Source organism: Massilia orientalis (genome assembly GCF_030411975.2).
In the GTDB taxonomy this organism is placed as follows: Bacteria; Pseudomonadota; Gammaproteobacteria; order Burkholderiales; family Burkholderiaceae_D; genus Telluria; species Telluria orientalis.
Genome location: NZ_JASNRB020000007.1, coordinates 286436 through 303192 on the forward strand (window position 1 = coordinate 286436; position 16757 = coordinate 303192).

13 protein-coding genes are annotated in these 16757 nt (G+C 66.3%); 5 read left to right on the top strand and 8 right to left on the bottom strand.

Annotated features, from left to right (window positions below; genetic code table 11):
• Positions 1 to 155: 155 nt before the first annotated feature.
• The 7 genes from QPK29_RS13470 to QPK29_RS13500 all read right to left on the bottom strand — a co-directional run bounded on the left by QPK29_RS13470 (position 156) and on the right by QPK29_RS13500 (position 7639).
• A complete protein-coding gene (locus QPK29_RS13470) occupies positions 156 to 2390 on the bottom strand; it encodes an NADP-dependent isocitrate dehydrogenase (RefSeq protein ID WP_371769125.1) in 2235 nt (744 codons plus the stop codon).
• A 249-nt stretch (positions 2391 to 2639) separates the two neighbouring features.
• Positions 2640 to 3395: a LytR/AlgR family response regulator transcription factor gene (locus tag QPK29_RS13475; protein WP_056130723.1), complete on the bottom strand. Its 756-nt coding sequence runs from the start codon at positions 3393 to 3395 to the stop codon at positions 2640 to 2642.
• A gap of 62 nt (positions 3396 to 3457) precedes the next feature.
• Entirely contained in the window at positions 3458 to 4567 is a 1110-nt protein-coding gene (locus tag QPK29_RS13480) for a sensor histidine kinase (protein WP_160409172.1), read from the bottom strand.
• A 12-nt stretch (positions 4568 to 4579) separates the two neighbouring features.
• Complete coding sequence (locus tag QPK29_RS13485) at positions 4580 to 6073, bottom strand: carotenoid oxygenase family protein (RefSeq protein ID WP_371769126.1); 1494 nt, start codon at positions 6071 to 6073, stop codon at positions 4580 to 4582.
• A 9-nt stretch (positions 6074 to 6082) separates the two neighbouring features.
• Positions 6083 to 6490, bottom strand: coding sequence for a DUF2141 domain-containing protein (locus tag QPK29_RS13490; RefSeq protein WP_371763987.1), 408 nt, complete (start codon positions 6488 to 6490; stop codon positions 6083 to 6085).
• A 175-nt stretch (positions 6491 to 6665) separates the two neighbouring features.
• Entirely contained in the window at positions 6666 to 6851 is a 186-nt protein-coding gene (locus QPK29_RS13495; RefSeq protein WP_056130735.1) for a hypothetical protein, read from the bottom strand.
• 134 nt (positions 6852 to 6985) lie between these two features.
• Positions 6986 to 7639 (bottom strand): TetR/AcrR family transcriptional regulator, encoded by a 654-nt coding sequence (locus tag QPK29_RS13500; protein ID WP_371769127.1) that lies wholly within the window; start codon positions 7637 to 7639, stop codon positions 6986 to 6988.
• 124 nt (positions 7640 to 7763) lie between these two features.
• On the opposite strand from QPK29_RS13500, the gene QPK29_RS13505 reads away from it, so the two are divergent.
• From QPK29_RS13505 to QPK29_RS13525, 5 genes are all read left to right on the top strand, one after another.
• Positions 7764 to 8888, top strand: coding sequence for an HlyD family secretion protein (locus QPK29_RS13505; protein WP_056130738.1), 1125 nt, complete (start codon positions 7764 to 7766; stop codon positions 8886 to 8888).
• Positions 8889 to 8901: 13 nt separating this feature from the next.
• The gene (locus QPK29_RS13510; RefSeq protein ID WP_371769128.1) at positions 8902 to 10512 is read left to right on the top strand and encodes a DHA2 family efflux MFS transporter permease subunit; all 1611 of its coding nucleotides are present in this window, start codon (positions 8902 to 8904) and stop codon (positions 10510 to 10512) included.
• Positions 10513 to 10534: 22 nt separating this feature from the next.
• Positions 10535 to 12001, top strand: a complete 1467-nt coding sequence (locus QPK29_RS13515) for an efflux transporter outer membrane subunit (protein ID WP_371769129.1) — start codon at positions 10535 to 10537, stop codon at positions 11999 to 12001.
• Positions 12002 to 12157: 156 nt separating this feature from the next.
• Positions 12158 to 13870 (top strand): dipeptidyl-peptidase 3 family protein, encoded by a 1713-nt coding sequence (locus QPK29_RS13520; RefSeq protein ID WP_371769130.1) that lies wholly within the window; start codon positions 12158 to 12160, stop codon positions 13868 to 13870.
• A 232-nt stretch (positions 13871 to 14102) separates the two neighbouring features.
• Complete coding sequence (locus tag QPK29_RS13525; RefSeq protein WP_371769131.1) at positions 14103 to 15743, top strand: methyl-accepting chemotaxis protein; 1641 nt, start codon at positions 14103 to 14105, stop codon at positions 15741 to 15743.
• On the opposite strand, the gene QPK29_RS13530 is transcribed toward QPK29_RS13525, so the two are convergent.
• Positions 15744 to 16751, bottom strand: coding sequence for an NADP-dependent oxidoreductase (locus QPK29_RS13530; RefSeq protein ID WP_371769132.1), 1008 nt, complete (start codon positions 16749 to 16751; stop codon positions 15744 to 15746).
• Between the last annotated feature and the right edge of the window lie 6 nt (positions 16752 to 16757).

Genomic DNA, 16757 nt, shown 5'->3' on the forward strand with positions numbered 1-16757 from the left:
AGCACGAGGTTATCTAAATTGGTCGGACCAGTTGAAATATTTTTAGACCAGAATTGAAAGTGGCTTGACCAATTAAAAAGCCGGAAAAAACAAAACCCCGGCCCGCAGGATGCGGAACCGGGGTTTTTCAGAGGACTACCGGGTGCAGGACGCTATCAGGCGCCGACGCTTTCCAGTGCCTTGTTGAAGGTCGCGCTCGGACGCATCACGGCCTTGACCTTGGCATTGTCCGGCTTGTAGTAGCCGCCGATGTCGACCGGCTTGCCCTGGATCTCGATCAGTTCGGACACGATCTTCTGCTCGTTCTCGGCCAGTTGCTTGGCCAGCGGCGCGAAGTACGCGGCCAGTTCGGCGTCTTCCGTCTGCTGTGCCAGTTCCTGGGCCCAGAACATCGACAGGTAGAACTGGCTGCCGCGGTTGTCGAGTTCACCGGTCTTCGGCGACGGCGACTTGCGGTTGTCCAGCAGCTTGCCGGTGGCGGCGTCCAGGGTCTTGGCCAGCAGCTTGGCTTTCGCGTTGCCGGTCTTGAGGCCCAGGTCTTCGAAGCTCACGGCCAGCGCGAGGAATTCGCCCAGCGAGTCCCAGCGCAGGTGGTTTTCTTCGGTCAGCTGCTGCACGTGCTTCGGTGCCGAACCGCCGGCGCCCGTTTCGTACATGCCGCCGCCGGCCATCAGCGGGACGATCGACAGCATCTTGGCGCTGGTGCCCAGTTCCAGGATCGGGAACAGGTCGGTCAGGTAGTCGCGCAGGATGTTGCCGGTCACCGAGATGGTGTCCAGGCCGCGGAACGCGCGCTCCAGCGTGAAGCGCATCGCGCGCACCTGCGACATGATCTGGATGTCCAGGCCTTCCGTGTCGTGATCCTTCAGGTACGTCTTGACCTTCTTGATCAGTTCATTCTCGTGCGGACGGTACGGGTCCAGCCAGAACACGGCCGGCATGCCGGAGTTGCGGGCGCGGGTGACGGCCAGCTTGACCCAGTCGCGGATCGGTGCGTCCTTCACCTGGCACATGCGCCAGATGTCGCCCTTCTCGACGTTCTGCGACAGCAGCACTTCGCCCGTTGCCAGGTCGGTGATGTTGGCGACGCCGTCTTCCTGCACTTCGAAGGTCTTGTCGTGCGAGCCGTATTCCTCGGCCTGCTGGGCCATCAGGCCGACGTTCGGGACGGTGCCCATCGTGCGCGGGTCGAAGGCGCCATGCCATTTGCAGAAGTTGATGATCTCCTGGTAGATGCGGGCGAACGTCGATTCCGGGATCACGGCCTTGACTTCCTTCAGGCGGCCGTCGGCGCCGTACATCTTGCCGCCGGCGCGGATCATCGCCGGCATCGATGCATCGACGATCACGTCGTTCGGCGAGTGGAAGTTGGTGATGCCCTTGGCCGAGTCGACCATCGCCAGCGCCGGGCGGTGTTCCTGGCAGGCGTGGATGTCGCGGATGATTTCTTCGCGCTGCGAATCCGGCAGCTTGGCGATCTTGTTGTACAGGTCGGCCATGCCGTTGTTGACGTTCACGCCCAGGCTGTTCAGCAGTTCGCCGTGCTTCTCGAAGGCTTCCTTGTAGAAGGTGCGGACCGCGTGGCCGAACACGATCGGGTGCGACACCTTCATCATGGTCGCCTTCACGTGCAGCGAGAACATCACGCCGGTCTTGTGCGCGTCTTCGATCTGCTGTTCGTAGAACTCGAGCAGGGCCTTGCGGCTCATGAACATCGAGTCGATGATCTCGCCGTCCAGCAGGGAGACCTTCGGCTTCAGCACGATGGTCTCGCCGCTCCTGGTGATCAGTTCCATCTTGACGTCGCGCGCGCGGTCGAGCGTCATCGACTTTTCGCCGTGGTAGAAGTCACCGTGGGTCATGTGCGACACGTGCGTGCGCGATGCCTGCGACCATTCGCCCATCGAGTGGGGGTTCTTGCGGGCGTATTCCTTGACGGCCTTCGGCGCGCGGCGGTCCGAGTTACCTTCGCGCAGGACCGGGTTCACGGACGAGCCGATGCACTTGCCGTAGCGGGCCTTGATCTCTTTTTCTTCGTCCGTCTTCGGATCGGCCGGGTAGTCCGGGAGGTTGTAGCCCTTGCCCTGGAGTTCCTTGATGGCTGCCTGCAGCTGGCCCACCGATGCCGAGATGTTCGGCAGCTTGATGATGTTGGCGTCCGGCTGCAGCGTCTTCTTGCCGAGTTCCGACAGCGTGTCCGGCACGCGCTGGTCCGGCGACAGGCGGTCGGCGAAGACCGCCAGGATACGCGCCGCGACGGAGATGTCGCTCTCTTCGATGCGGATGCCGGCGGGTTTGGCAAACGTCTCGACGACGGGCAGGAAGGCGTGGGTGGCCAGCAGGGGCGCCTCGTCGGTTAGGGTATAGATGATGGTCTGATCACTGCTCATACGCTGGTTCCTCGATGTGCGGGAGGGTTTGGAGTTCTAATACTAAAAAAACATCGGCTGTCCGGGCCACGCGCCAATGGTGGTGAACAGATCGAGGATCATACTCCGTCAAACATCGATCCGGCGGCCACAAACGTCGTATGTTGCCTTACGACTAAGTCTTATATAAGACATAGGACAGCCGCTATTATGCACGACCTTTTCGCAAAGGCGAAGCAGATCGTGAAAGGCCTTTTCGCAATGTGGGATTTACATCTGGCGGAACAGGTCGGCGTAGTTGCGGCTGACGACCAGTTGTTCGTCGCGGCCCTTCAGTTTGACCAGTAGCCGGCCGCGGAAGTCCGTGCGCGTGCCGGCCACGTGGCGCGCGGCGACGATCACGCCGCGGTGGATCTGCCAGAACTGCTGCGGGTCGAGCTGGTCGCGCAGCTGGCGCATTGGCGTGCGGATCAGGTGCTCGCCGTCGGCCACGAACACGCTCGTGTACTTGTCGTTGCTCTGGAAGTAGATGACTTCGTCGATGGCGATCAGCCGCGTCTCCTGGCCTTGCGCGGCGCGGATCCACTGCAGCGGCGCGGCCTGCGCCGGCGCGGCTGCGGGCGCGGCGGGCGCCATGCCGAGCTGGCGCAGCAGGCCGGCCAGCATGTCGGCGGACGGCGCCGCGGGCGCGGGGGCGGACAGCGTTTCCTTCAACCGTACGACCGTCCGCTGCAGCCGCTCCAGGCGAATGGGTTTCAGCAGGTAGTCGAACGCGGCGTGCTCGAACGCCTGCAGCGCGTACGCCTCGTGCGCGGTCGTGAACACGACGCGCGGCGCATTCTTCTCATCGACGAGGCGGGCAGCGAGATCGAGGCCGTTCAGGCCGGGCATCTGGATGTCGAGGAACAGGATGTCGGGCGTCAGCTCGTCGACGAGGCGCAGCGCTTCGATGCCGTTGCCGGCGCGGCCGACGATGCGCAGTTCCGGCCAGGCGGTGGCCAGTTGTTCTTCGAGGTAGGCCAGCAGGTGCGGTTCGTCGTCGGCAAGCAGGGCGCGGATGGGGTCGATGATGGCACCTCGGTAAAACGTTATGCGGGCAGGATCAGACGCGAGGTGACGCCTCCGTCTTGATTTTCGAGCAATTGTATCTTAGCAAGATTTCCATGCAAGGTGCGCAGGCGCTCGCGCAGGTTCGACAGGCCGACGCCGCCGCCCGGGCGCGGCGCAGTGGTCGTCAAGCCCGCCCCGTCGTCGGCCACTTCCACGCACAAACCCGCCTCCGTCCGGCGCGCCCGCACGACGATCGTGCCGCCATCCACTTTCGGCTCGATGCCGTGCATGACGGCGTTTTCGACCAGCGGCTGGATCAGCATGGGCGCGATGGCGGCGGCGCGGCAGGCGTCGTCCACGTCGATGCGGTAGCGCAGCCGGGCGCCCATGCGGACCGTCAGCAGGTCGAGATAGGCGCGCGCGAGGTCGATCTCGGCGCCGAGCGTGGCGTGTTCCGCACGGCTGGCCGACAGGCTCGCGCGCAGGAAATCGATCAGGCGCTCGAGCATGTGGCGGGCCCGGACCGGGTCGGAACCGATCAGGCTCACGACGTTGGCCAGCGTGTTGTACAGGAAGTGCGGTTCGATCTGCGCCTGCAGGGTGCGCAGCTGCGCTTCCGCGAGCAGGCGCGCGGCCTCGGCGATCTGCTCCTGCTGGCGCGCCGCCTCGATCTCGCGCGCGACGCGGCGCTCGCCGGCCGTGAGCACGCCGGCCATCAGCAGCGCGACCACGATGGCGCCCGGCAGGTAGCGCGCCATCAGGCCCGTGTGCAGCAGCGCGTCGAAGGTGCTGCGGCCACCGAGGACGGCGTCCGTGACGGCCAGACCGAGCAGGGCGCAACACGCGGTCAGCAGCACCCTGGCGGCCCGCATCGCCGCGCTGTCGCGTCCGGGCGCGATGCGGCGCAGCAGGTGCACCACGCCGTGGATGAGGAAGCCGATCACGTTCGACGCGAACAGCATTTCCGTCAGCAGCGTGGCGACCGGCGCGCGGCTGCCGAACAGGAGCGCCACGCACGCCAGCGCGACGCCGATGATGCCGTTCCATACGAACGTGTAGACGAGGTTGCGCAGCGGCGAAGGGCGCCAGCGTCGGAAGGGCGCGAACGATTCCAGCGGGTGCATCGAGGGCGTGGCGGGTGTGGTCATGGTGTTCCTGTCTCAAACAGCCAGAAAGTTACCATGGAAGCAATGCGGTGTGCGATAGGGCAGCCGGGCCAGCGCCACCGGCCCCTCGGCCACGCGCGCCGCGTCGAACACGCTCAAGGCGCTCGTGGCCGTGTTCGTGTCCTGCGCGACGCCCACGAGCCAGCCATCCGTTTCGGACCGATCGCCCTGGCGCGGCACGAGCACGTGCTCCTCGGCACGCCAGCCGGCAGCGAAGCGCCAGCTGTCCGTGCGGCCACGCTCCACGTCGACGACGTTCACCGTGTCCAGCATCAGCGACGTGTTCCGCGCATCGCTGGACAGCATGGCGAGACGGCCGTGGCGCCGCGCGACGACCTGCGGCATCACGCGCGGGAATTCGGCGCCGTCGAGCAGGCGGGTCGCCGCCACCTTGCCGCCGGCGTGATCGAGGCGGATGCGCATGGCGGCGTGCAGGGCGGGCCGGTTCGGTTCGCGTTCGCCTTCCATCACGCGGCTTGTCGCTTTCAGAAAGTCGCCGTCGTGCAGGACGAGGTCGACCTGCGTGACGTTGCCGCCGGCCTCGTCCCACGCATTCCCGAAGTGGAACGCCATGCGCGGCGGCAGGTCGTAGACGCGGCGGATCGTGAGCGTGTCCTTGGCGACCACGACGATGCGGGCGCCGCGTTTTTCCCCCGCCCACACGTGGCGGTCGGCCAGGCTCAGGGTGGCATCATCCGAGATGTCGTACGGCGGCACGACGAACACGAGGTGGCGCGCGCTGACGGCGAAATCGTGCTGCAGCGCGAGCTTCGGCACCTCGACCGCGCCCGCCTGCAGCACCTTGCCGTCGGCACCGATGCGGTACAGGGCGAGCCTGTCGCCGCCTGGCAGGGCGCCGAAGTTCCACAGGGTGCCGTCCGGCTCGATCTTCGGATGCGCGGAGAACGGCATCGCGGCGAGGTCGTCGCGCCACGTGTGGATGCCGATGGTGGCGAGGGTCGCGGGATCGAGCTCCGTCGCGGAACCGCCTTCCCACAGTGCGTACAGGCGATCGTTGAACGGCAGCAGGTTCGTATTGGCCGTGTTCAGGCTGTCGTTGTCGCGAAAGCCGCGCCGCGCGATGTCCGTGCCGAAGGCGGGATACAGGAACTGGCCGGCGGCGGATTCGTCGAGGAATTTACGGGTCTCGACGAAGCGGCCCTGGTGCGTCACCGTGCCGCCTTCGATGCGCCAGGCCTGGGCGTAGCCGTCGCCGTCGAACCAGTGGTGGTAACGCTCGCCGCCCAGTTCGAAGCGGCCTGGACCGTTGCGGAAGAACGTGCCTTGCAACTCGTCCGGGATCCGGCCTTCGACGTGGGCGTGGCCCTGCTGGCTGCCTTCCAGGTTCGCGTACACCGTCAACTCGGCATCGCGGGCGAGGGCGGCGTGGAAGCGCTGGTACGTCGTGCGGGCGTCGGCGCGGGCGAAGCCGGTGATGCCGAGGGCGGCGACACCGAGGCCGGCTTTGAGGAAGTGGCGGCGTTGCATGGCGGCCTCTCAGCGCAGGGTCACGGCGGTGTCCAGGCCGGCGGCCGGCACGGCCAGCTTGACGGCGGCGAAGTCCGGCGGGCCCATGCGGCCCTGGGCGTTGTTGCTGAACGCGATCGGCTCGGTCGGGATGCCCATCAGGTTGCGGTCCATGCGGCCGTTGTCATTGATATCCTGAAACACCGCGAAACCATAGTCGCCCGGTGCGACGTCGTGGAACACGAGCGTCGTGCCGGCCTTGTCGGCCTTCGCCTTTTCCGCGCGGACCGGGTGCTTGAGGAAGGCGTCGGCGTTGTCGTACAGGGCGACCATGACCTGGCCCGACGTCGATTTGACGTTGTCGACGTGGACGACGAGATCGGCGGCGGTTGCGAGCGGGGTCGTGAAAGCCAGGGCGAGGAGGGCGGTGCGGATCATCGGAAGCTCCATCTGTGTCGTTGTGATGGAGGCAATGTATCCGGGTGCGTTAGCGCGATGGGCGCGATGCGACGAGATGCAGTAGAGCGGTGTGAAATGCGGTGGCGTGTCGTGAAATGGAGGGTGGGGCATTTCAAGCCAGGGGCTTGAAATGCGAGCCCACCAGGCGTTCAACTCAACTGTAAGCAGTCCAGGCCTGCGGAATCTCGATACTGCCGCTCTGTGCGGCATCCGCATACGCCCGCATCTCGGCGACGACGGCCTCGAGCTGTTCATTGCTCGGGTTGGCGAGGAAGCCCTTCATGCGTTCGTGCAGCGCGGCCTGCTGGTCGCGCCATTCATAACGGGACGACTTGCTCATGCACCCTCCTTGCGGCGAACTGCCGTCCTGGTATTTGTATTGTTGTTCATGACATCCTCCTTCAAAGACCTCAGGCTAAGGCGTTCCCACCGATCAGGTCGGTGCGATGACGCACATTGTGTTTGCCAAAAGAATTAAGTGCTTGGCGGCAGGATGCTGTAATAGAACAATTCGAGCCGGCCTTCGAGGTCGCGCTTTGCCTTTTCCGGGTCGATGGCGCGATGCGGACGCATGAGGTTCATGGCCAGTTCCCCCGTGATTGTGCTCATCAGGTGGCAGGGCAGCAGGTCGAGCGGCAGGCCGGGGCGCAGTTGGCCGCGGATGTCCGGGCGGGCGAAGAAGCGGGCCAGCATCTCGCGCGTCATGCGCGGACCGCTGTTCCAGAATGCCTCGGCCAGTTCCGGATTCGTCGGCGCCTCGGCCAGCACGATGCGCTGCAGGTCGATCGCTTCCTGCGACGTGATCAGTGCGTACATCTGGTGCGCGAAGTCGTCGATGATGTCGCGCAGCGGACGGGTGTCCGTCTCCATCGGCTGGCTGCGGAAGAAGCGGTGGCGCTTGGCGGCCAGCACCGCGGCCAGCAGGCCTTCCTTGCCGCCGAATTTCACATAGATCGTGCGCACCGCGACGTGCGCCGCGCGGGCGATCGATTCGAGGCTCGTCTTCGTATAGCCGTTCTTGAGAAACAGGGTGCCCGCGATATGCAGCAACTCCTGCGTGCGTGCCTCGACGTCGGCGGCCTTGGGCCGGCCCGCGCCCTTGCCGGGGCATTCGGATGCGTCATGCATATGTTTGTCCATGGGCTCCATGCTAGTGGAATCTCTAATGAAATGCAACCGTTTCATTTCTTGACTTTGGCAAAAACTTGTCGAATAATGCGATGGACTAATTTCATTTCTTTCGGAGTTACACATGCCTGATACGCAAACCACGGTCGACCACAAGCCGGCCGCAGCCGTCCCGCCGGCCGCACCAGCCACTGCCGCCAAGGGGCCTCCGAAGCGCGTGCTGATCGTGGTGGGCCTGATCGCCGCCGCCGCGCTGGCCGCCGGTGGCCGCATGTGGTACCGCAGCCATAACTTCGTCGAGACCGAAAATGCCTACGTCACGGGCCACGTGCACCCCGTGTCGTCGCGCATCCCGGGCGTCGTGACCAAGGTGCTGTTCGAGGATAACCAGGTCATCAAGGCCGGCGACGTGCTGGCCGAGCTGGACCCGGCCGACCAGGGCGTGAAGGTCGAGCAGATCCAGGCCCAGATCGCCAGCGTGCAGCAACAGGTCGTGCAGGCCGACGCCGCGATCCAGCAGGCCAGGGCGCAGGCCTCGGCCGCGCAGGCGCAGGTGGTGCAGGCCCAGGCCAACCTCGTGCGCGCCAGGCAGGACGCCGAGCGCTACGGCCAGCTGTACAACACGCAGATGAAGGCCGTCTCGAAAGCCGAAGTCGATGCCGCCACGGCCGCCCGTGCGGGCGCCACGGCCGACGTCACGGCCCGCCGCGACAACGCCAGCGCCGCCCAGGCCCAGATCGCCGCCGCAACGTCGGCGCGCGAGGTGCTCAAGGCGCAGGTGAAAGTGCTGGAGGCGCAGTTGAAGGACGCCCAGCAGCAGCTCGGCTACAACCGCATCGTGTCGCCGGTATCCGGCCGCATCGGCAAGCGCAGCGTGGAAGTCGGCGCGCGCGTGCAGCCGGGCCAGCAGCTGGCCGCCATCGTGCAGGACGACGTGTGGGTCGTGGCCAACTTCAAGGAAACGCAGCTGCCGGGCATCGTGCCGGGCCAGCAGGTCAGCATCGAAGTGGACGCGCTGCCGAAGCACGAACTGGTCGGCCGCGTGGACAGCTTCGCACCGGCGTCGGGCAACCAGTTCGCGCTGCTGCCGGCCGATAACGCGACCGGCAACTTCACCAAGATCGTCCAGCGCGTGCCCGTGAAGATCACGTTCGCGCCGGAAGACCTCAAGAAGTACGCGGGCCGCCTCGTGCCGGGCATGTCGACCGTGGTCGAGATCGACCTGCGCCAGAAGTCCGCCGCCAAATAACCGAGGAACCGTGATGTCCACGACGATCACCAAACCGATGGCGCACAACGCGCCCGCGGGGGCCCCGGCGAACGGTGCGCACATCGACGCGCGCACCTGGATCGCGGTGCTGGCCGGCATGCTCGGCGCCTTCATGGCGGTGCTCGACATCCAGATCACCAACTCTTCGCTGCGCGACATCCTCGGCTCCCTGTCGGCCACGCAGGAAGAGGGTTCGTGGATCTCGACCGCCTACCTGTGCGCCGAGATCGTGGTGATCCCGATGACGGCGCTGTTCGTGCGCGCCCTCGGCCAGCGCCGCTACCTGATGCTCACGACGGCGCTGTTCCTCGGGTTCTCCACGCTGTGCGGCGCGGCCTGGAGCCTGTCCAGCATGATCGTGTTCCGCATGATGCAGGGCTTTACGGGCGGCGCGCTGATCCCGATGGCGATGACCCTCGTGATGACGCGCCTGCCCCCGGCCAAGCGCGCCGTCGGCATGGCCATGTTCGGCCTGACCGCCACGCTGGCGCCCGCGATGGGCCCGACCCTGGGCGGCTACCTGACCGAGTTGTACGGCTGGCCGTCGATCTTCTACATCAACTGGGTGCCGGGCGTGCTCCTGATCGCCGGCATGTACTGGGGCATCGATCGCGAGCCCATGGACCTGAAGGCGCTGGTCAAGGCCGACTGGCTCGGCATCGCGTTCATGGCGGTGGGCCTCGCGAGCCTGACGATCTTCCTGGAAGAGGGCAATTCGAAGGACTGGTTCGAGTCCGGCTTCATCATCACGTTCGCCTCGCTGGCGCTGGTCGGCATCCTCGGCTGGATCGTGATCGGCTTTTCGCGGCCGGAGCCGTTCGTCAACCTGCGCCTGTACGGCCAGCGCAACTTCCTCGTCGCGACGGTGCTGTCGGCCGTCATCGGCATGGGCCTGTATGGCTCGTCGTTCCTGCTGCCGCTGTTCCTGGGACAGATCGCCGGCTACTCGCCGATGCAGATCGGTGAAGTGATCGCGTGGGTCGGCCTGCCGCAGCTGTTCGTGATGCCGTTCGTCGCGCGCCTGTCGCAGAAGATCGACAACCGCATCCTGTGCTCCTTCGGCCTCGGGCTGTTCGGCGTGTCGTGCCTGATGAACGCGTACATGGATGCGACCACCGGCTACGACCAGCTGATGCTGTCGCAGATCATCCGCGCGCTGGGCCAGCCGTTCGTGATGCTGACGCTGTCGAACTTCGCCATGGCCGGGATCCCGCCGAAGGACATGACGTCGGCATCGAGCCTGTTCAACATGACCCGCAACCTGGGCGGCTCGGTCGGCATCGCCCTGCTGGCGACGGCCCTCACGAACCGCGAGCACTTCCACTCGGAGCGCCTGGGCGAGTCGGTGTCGCTCGTCTCCGCCGCCACGCAGGCCCGCCTCGACGCGCTGACGCAATCGTTCCTCGCCAAGGGTTTCGACCCGGCGACGGCGGCCCAGCAGGCCATCGGCGCGATCGACCGCATCGTGCGGCGCGAGTCGTTCGTGATGGCCTACAACGACGGCTTCTTCATCGTCGGCATGATCCTGCTCGTGGCGATCATTCCGCTGTGGTTCTCGGACAAGCTCAAGTCGCCCAGCGGCGGCGGTGGCGGTGGCCACTGAACCAAGGATAATTGGATAAAGTATGAAAACTGTTTATATCAAATCTGCGGTCGCGCTGGCCGCCGCATTGACCGTCCCTGCGCTGCTGTCCGCCTGCGGCACCGTGGGCAGCGATTTCGTCGCGCCGAAAGGCATCGATACGCCGGCCTTCCGTCACGCCGCGGCCGAGCCGCAAGACCAGGCGGCACGCCTGCCGGCTGCATGGTGGACCGTGTTCGGCGATGCGACCCTGAGCCAGCTGGAAGAGCGCGCCCTGCGCGACAACCCGAACGTGCGCGCCGCCGCGCAGCGCCTCGTGCAGGCGCAGGCGCAGCTGGGCGTGACGCGCGCCAGCCAGTTGCCCACCGTCGGCGTCTCCGCCGGCGTATCGAACTCGCGCACGTCGGCCGAAACGCCGATGGGCGTGACGTTCGGCGGCCGTTCGATCAAGGGTAACGAGTTTTCGGTCGGTGCCAATTTCTCGTACGAGCTCGATCTGTGGGGCCGCGTGCGCCGCGCCGTGGAAGCGGCCGACGCCCAGGCGCTGGCCGCGCAGGACGACCGCGACGGCGTCATGCTGATGCTGTCCGGCCAGGTCGCGACGACGTACTGGCAGCTGCGCGGCCTCGATGCCGATATCGCCATCCTGAACGATGCGCTGGCCACGCGCCGCGAATCGCAGCAGCTGATCGAGGCGCGCTTCAACGCGGGCCTGTCGAACGAGCTCGATGTCTCGCGCACCCGCATCGAGCGCGCGAACGCCGAGGCGGACATCCAGGAAGCCCAGCGCCAGCGCAACACGCTGGAACACGCGCTGGCCGTGCTGGTGGGCGCATCGCCGAGCGAGGCTATCGTGGCCCCGGCCGCGGGCACCGCGCTGCCGCAGCCGCCCGCGATCCCCGTCGGCCTGCCGGCGAGCCTGCTGGGCCAGCGGCCGGACCTCGCCGCGAGCGTCGCCACCCTGAAGGCGTTCAATGCGCAGGTGGGCGTGGCCGAAGTCGCGTACTACCCGAGCCTGTCGCTGACGGGGAATTTCGGCTATGCGTCCGAGACGCTGAGCAACCTGGCCAAGGGCAGCGCGCGCCAGTTCTCGTTCGGACCGCTCGCGCTGTCGCTGCCGGTGTTCGAGGGCGGCCGCATCGAGGCCAACGTGAAGCTGGCCAGGGCGCGCTACGACGAGGCCGTCGCGAACCACGAAGGCCGCCTGCTGACGGCGCTGCGCGACGTGGAAGATGCGCTGTCGGACGTGCAGCAGCGCCAGAAGCAGGGCGACGTGCAGGTGCAGGCGCAGCAGGCCGCCGCGCGCGCCGTGCTGGTGGCGCAGGCGCGCTTCGACCGCGGCGTGTCGACGTACCTGGACGTTACCGATGCCCAGCGTTCCGCGCTGGCTGCGGACCGTGCGGCCGCGCAGATCCGTACGCAGCGCTTGCTGGCGGCGGTGTCGGTGGCGCGGGCGCTGGGTGGCGGGTGGACGCAGGGTAAGGCTGAAGCTACGGTAGCGGCTCGCTAACAACTTGGGCCCCCGCCTGCGCGGGGGCGACGATTCATACGCAACGTATAAATTCGTCGTCCCTGCGAAGGCGGGCTAGGGCCCCCGGCACTAGCCCCCCAATTTCCCTTGAACAGGATTACAATCCCCCGATTGCCAACCTCACAAGGGACCCCGATGAAGCACCTCCTCGCCCCCCTGGCCCTGGCCGCAGCGACCCTGTGCGCCACTGTCCATGCCGCCCCCGCCACCGCCCCGCAACTGCAGACGATGGCCAGGCGCTTCGCCCCCGTCGACCTGACGGCCGACACGGCCAGACTGTCGGCCGGCGACCGCGTCGCCATCGCCAAGCTGATCGAAGCGGCGAAAATCGTCGACACGCTGCAGCTGCGCCAGCGCTGGTCCGGCAACGAGGCGCTGTGGGCCGCGCTGCACAAGGACGCCACGCCGCTGGGCAAGGCCCGCCGCGACTACTTCTGGCTGAACAAGGGCCCGTGGTCTATCATCGACGGCAACGAATCCTTCATGCCCGCCGAATACGCCGGCATCAAGATCCCCGCCGAGAAGCCGGCCGGCGCGAACTTTTATCCGGAAGGCGCGAGCAAGCAGGAACTCGAGACGTGGATGAACGGCCTGCCGGCCGCCGACAAGGAACAGGCGCAGTGGTTCTTCACCGTGATCCGCAAGGACAAGGCCGGCAAATTCACGATCGTAAAATACTCGGACGAGTACCGCACCGAGCTGCAGAAGCTGTCCAGGCTGCTGAAGGAGGCCGCGAACGCCACCGATAACGCGTCGCTGAAAAAATTCCTTGACCTGCGCGCCGACGCCTTCCTGTCGAACGACTACCTCGCCTCCGACTTCGCGTGGATGGACCTGGATTCCCCGGTCGACGTCACCATCGGCCCGTACGAGACGTACAACGACGAACTGTTCGGCTACAAGGCCGCGTTCGAAGCGTATGTGAACGTGCGCGACCAGAAGGAGACGGAGAAGCTGAACTTCTTCGGCAAGCACATGCAGGAGCTGGAAAACAACCTGCCGCTCGATGCCAGATACCGCAATCCGAAGGTCGGGGCGATCGCGCCGATGGTCGTCGTGAACCAGGTCTACGGCGCCGGCGATGGCAACATGGGCGTGCAGACGGCCGCCTACAACCTGCCGAACGACGAGCGCATCATCCGCCAGCGCGGCTCCAAGCGCGTGATGCTGAAAAACGTCCAGGAAGCCAAGTTCGAGGCGACCCTGACGCCGATCTCGAAGCTCGTGCTGCGTCCGGCCGACCAGAAAGATCTCGATTTCGACTCGTTCTTCACGCACATCCTCGCGCACGAGATCATGCACGGCCTGGGCCCGCACGCGACGACGCAGAACGGCCAGCCGTCCACGCCGCGCCAGGACCTGAAGGATGCCTACTCGACCATCGAGGAAGCGAAGGCCGACGTCACCGGCCTGTGGGCGCTCACCTATATGATGGACAAGGGCCAGCTGAAGGCGTCGCTGGGGCAGGGCACGGTGGCCGAGCGCAAGCTGTACAACACCTACCTCGCATCGGCATTCCGCACCCTGCACTTCGGCCTGACGGATTCGCACGCGCGCGGCATGGCCATCCAGATGAACTACCTGCTCGACAAGGGCGGCTTCGTGTCGCACGGCGACGGCACGTTCTCCGTCGACTTCGCGAAGATCAAGGGCGCGGTGGCGGATCTCGACCGCGAGTTCCTGACGATCGAAGCCACCGGCGATTATGCCCGCGCGCAGGATCTGATGAAGCGCTACGTCGTCATTCGTCCGGACGTGCAGAAGGCGCTGGACAAGATGAAGGCCGTCCCGAACGATATCCGGCCGGCGTTCGCGACGGCGGCGAAGCTGGTGCCCGCGCACCGCTGATTACACCGTCATACCGTCATCCTCGCGCAAGCGGGGATCCATGTTGAGCCGAACAGGATACTCAGTATGGGTTCCCGCCTTCGCGGGAACGACGTCGCTATTTTCGGCAATAAAACCCTGCCAAAGGGCAGGTATTGGACCTGCCCCAACATCAAATTTGGCATTTGTGTGCTATATTTGGAATCGTTTCCTATTGGAAATATTTATTCCGATCCCATCACGCGAGCACACAATGACAACTACTGGACTCACGATCGGCAAACGACTGGCTTATGGTTTCGGCAGCGTCCTCGCCCTCATGGCGGTGCTGGCCGGCCTCGCCATCCACCGTGTCGGCCAGATCGACGACATCCTCATCCGCATCAACGACGTCAACAGCGTCAAGCAACGTTATGCGATCAATTTCCGCGGCAGCGTGCACGACCGCTCGATCGCCATCCGCGACGTCGTGCTGGCTTCCACGGCCCCGACGGCCCAGCGCCACGCCGACCTGATCAAGAAACTGGACGACGACTACCAGCGCTCGGCCGCGCCGCTCGACCGGCTGTTCGCCGCGCGCAGCGACATCCTGCCGGAAGAAAAACAGGCGCTGGCCGCGATCAAGGACGTCGAAGCCCGCACGCAGCCGCTGATCGCGCAACTCATCGCCCTGCGCCAGGCCGACAACACGGCGGAGGCGACGGCATTGCTGGACAAGCAGGCCGGCCCCGCCTTCGTCGACTGGCTCGCCAGCGTCAACCGCCTCATCGACCTGGAAGAAAAGCTGAACAACGACGCGGCCGCGCAGGCGCGCGCGCTGTCGCACAGCTTCTTTGCCTGGATGCTCGCGATCCTCGCCGTCGCCGCCGCCGCCGGCGCGGCCGCGGCCTGGTTCATCAGCCACGGCCTGCTGCGCCAGCTGGGCGGCCAGCCGGACTACGCCGTCGGGATCGCGGGCGCCATCGCGGCCGGCGACCTGTCTGTCCCGATCGAGACGCGGGCCGAGGATCGTTCCAGCCTGCTGTACGCGATGAAGGGCATGCGCGACAGCCTCGTGAACATCGTCAGCCAGGTGCGCGCGGGTACGCTCACGATCGCGAATGCGTCGACGGAAATCGCGGCCGGCAACCAGGACCTGTCCGAGCGCAGCGAGCGCCAGGCCGGCACCCTGGAAGAGACGGCGTCGTCGATGGAAGAATTGACGGGCACCGTGCGCCAGAACGCGGACAACGCGCGCCAGGCGAACGCCCTCGCCGAGTCGGCATCGAGCGTGGCCCGGCGCGGCGGCGCCGTCGTGGCGCAGGTCGTGCAGACGATGGCGTCGATCAACGACTCGTCGAAGCAGATCGCCGAGATCATCAGCGTCATCGACGGCATCGCGTTCCAGACCAATATCCTCGCGCTGAACGCTGCCGTCGAGGCGGCCCGTGCGGGCGAGCAGGGACGGGGCTTCGCCGTCGTCGCGGGCGAGGTGCGCAGCCTGGCGCAACGTTCGGCCGCGGCCGCGAAGGAAATCAAGACGCTGATCAGCGATTCGGTCGCCAAGGTCGACGACGGCGCCAAGCTCGTCGACGAGGCGGGCAGCACGATGGAAGAGATCGTCACGAGCGTCAAGCGCGTGACGGACATCATGGCCGAGATCAGCCATGCGAGCCAGGAGCAGAGCGCCGGCATCGAACAGGTCAACCGCGCCATCGGCCAGATGGACGAAGCGACGCAGCAGAACGCGGCGCTCGTCGAGCAGGCCGGCGCGGCGGCGTCCGCGCTGCAGGACGAAGCCGCGAACCTCGCGCGCCTCGTCAGCATTTTCAAACTGGATACGCAGGCGGCGCGGCCGTCCGCAAGCCTCGCCGTCGTGCCGGTCGCGCGCCAGGAGCGTATCGCCGCCGCGTGATCAAAGCCGTACCACGAGCTTGCCGAAGTTCCGCCCCTGCAGCAGGCCGATGAACGCGGCGGGGGCGTTTTCCAGGCCGTCGACGACGTCTTCCTTCACCTTGATCCTGCCGGCCGCGAGCCAGCCGGCCATGTCGTCGCGGAAGGCGTCGAAGCGCGTCCCGTAGTGGTCCAGGATGATGAAACCCTGCATGCGGATGCGTTTCGACAGCAGGGTCGCCATCCACGTCGCAAGACGGTCCGGGCCTTCGGCAACGCCGCCGTTGTAGTGCGAGATGAAGCCGCACACGGGCACGCGCGCGTTCACGTTCAACAGCGGCTGCACGGCATCGAACACGGCGCCGCCCACGTTCTCGAAATACACGTCGATGCCGTCCGGGCACGCGGCCGCCAGCAGCCCGGCGAAGCGCGGATCGCGATGGTCCACGCACGCATCGAATCCCAGTTCTTCCACCGCGTACCGGCATTTGTCCGGACTACCGGCGATGCCGACGACGCGCGCGCCCTTGATCTGCGCGATCTGGCCCACCACCGAGCCGACGGCGCCGGTGGCCGCCGCGACGACCACCGTCTCGCCGGGCTTCGGCATGCCGATGTCGAGCAGCCCGACGTACGCCGTGAAGCCCGGCATGCCGAGCGTGCCCAGCGCCAGCGACGGCCGCGCCAGATCGCCCACGGGCATCAGGCCGCTGGCGTCCGACAGCGCGTACTCCTGCCAACCGGCGGCGCCGACGACGAGGTCGCCCGCCCGGAAACCTGGATGGCGCGACTCGACCACGCGGCTGATCGTGCCCCCAACCATCGTCGCGCCCAGCGGCACGGGATCGGCGTAGCCGGGGCCGACCTGTTCCATCAGGTTGCGCATGTACGGGTCGAGCGACAGCCATTCGGTGCGCAGCAGCACCTGGCCGTCCTGCGGCACCGGGACCGGCGTGTCCTCGAGACGGAAATCCGTCGGGGTCGGAACGCCTTGCGGATGGGCGGCAAGGACGATACGGCGATTCGTCATGGTGGT

Bases quoted from the DNA above. Each gene is read 5' to 3' on its own strand.
- QPK29_RS13470 (WP_371769125.1), bottom strand. From the start codon at position 2,390: ATGAGCAGTGATCAGACCATCATCTATACCCTAACCGACGAGGCGCCC.
- QPK29_RS13480 (WP_160409172.1), bottom strand. From the start codon at position 4,567: ATGACCACACCCGCCACGCCCTCGATGCACCCGCTGGAATCGTTCGCG.
- QPK29_RS13485 (WP_371769126.1), bottom strand. From the start codon at position 6,073: ATGCAACGCCGCCACTTCCTCAAAGCCGGCCTCGGTGTCGCCGCCCTC.
- QPK29_RS13490 (WP_371763987.1), bottom strand. From the start codon at position 6,490: ATGATCCGCACCGCCCTCCTCGCCCTGGCTTTCACGACCCCGCTCGCA.
- QPK29_RS13495 (WP_056130735.1), bottom strand. From the start codon at position 6,851: ATGAGCAAGTCGTCCCGTTATGAATGGCGCGACCAGCAGGCCGCGCTG.
- QPK29_RS13500 (WP_371769127.1), bottom strand. From the start codon at position 7,639: ATGCATGACGCATCCGAATGCCCCGGCAAGGGCGCGGGCCGGCCCAAG.
- QPK29_RS13505 (WP_056130738.1), top strand. From the start codon at position 7,764: ATGCCTGATACGCAAACCACGGTCGACCACAAGCCGGCCGCAGCCGTC.
- QPK29_RS13510 (WP_371769128.1), top strand. From the start codon at position 8,902: ATGTCCACGACGATCACCAAACCGATGGCGCACAACGCGCCCGCGGGG.
- QPK29_RS13515 (WP_371769129.1), top strand. From the start codon at position 10,535: ATGAAAACTGTTTATATCAAATCTGCGGTCGCGCTGGCCGCCGCATTG.
- QPK29_RS13520 (WP_371769130.1), top strand. From the start codon at position 12,158: ATGAAGCACCTCCTCGCCCCCCTGGCCCTGGCCGCAGCGACCCTGTGC.
- QPK29_RS13525 (WP_371769131.1), top strand. From the start codon at position 14,103: ATGACAACTACTGGACTCACGATCGGCAAACGACTGGCTTATGGTTTC.
- QPK29_RS13530 (WP_371769132.1), bottom strand. From the start codon at position 16,751: ATGACGAATCGCCGTATCGTCCTTGCCGCCCATCCGCAAGGCGTTCCG.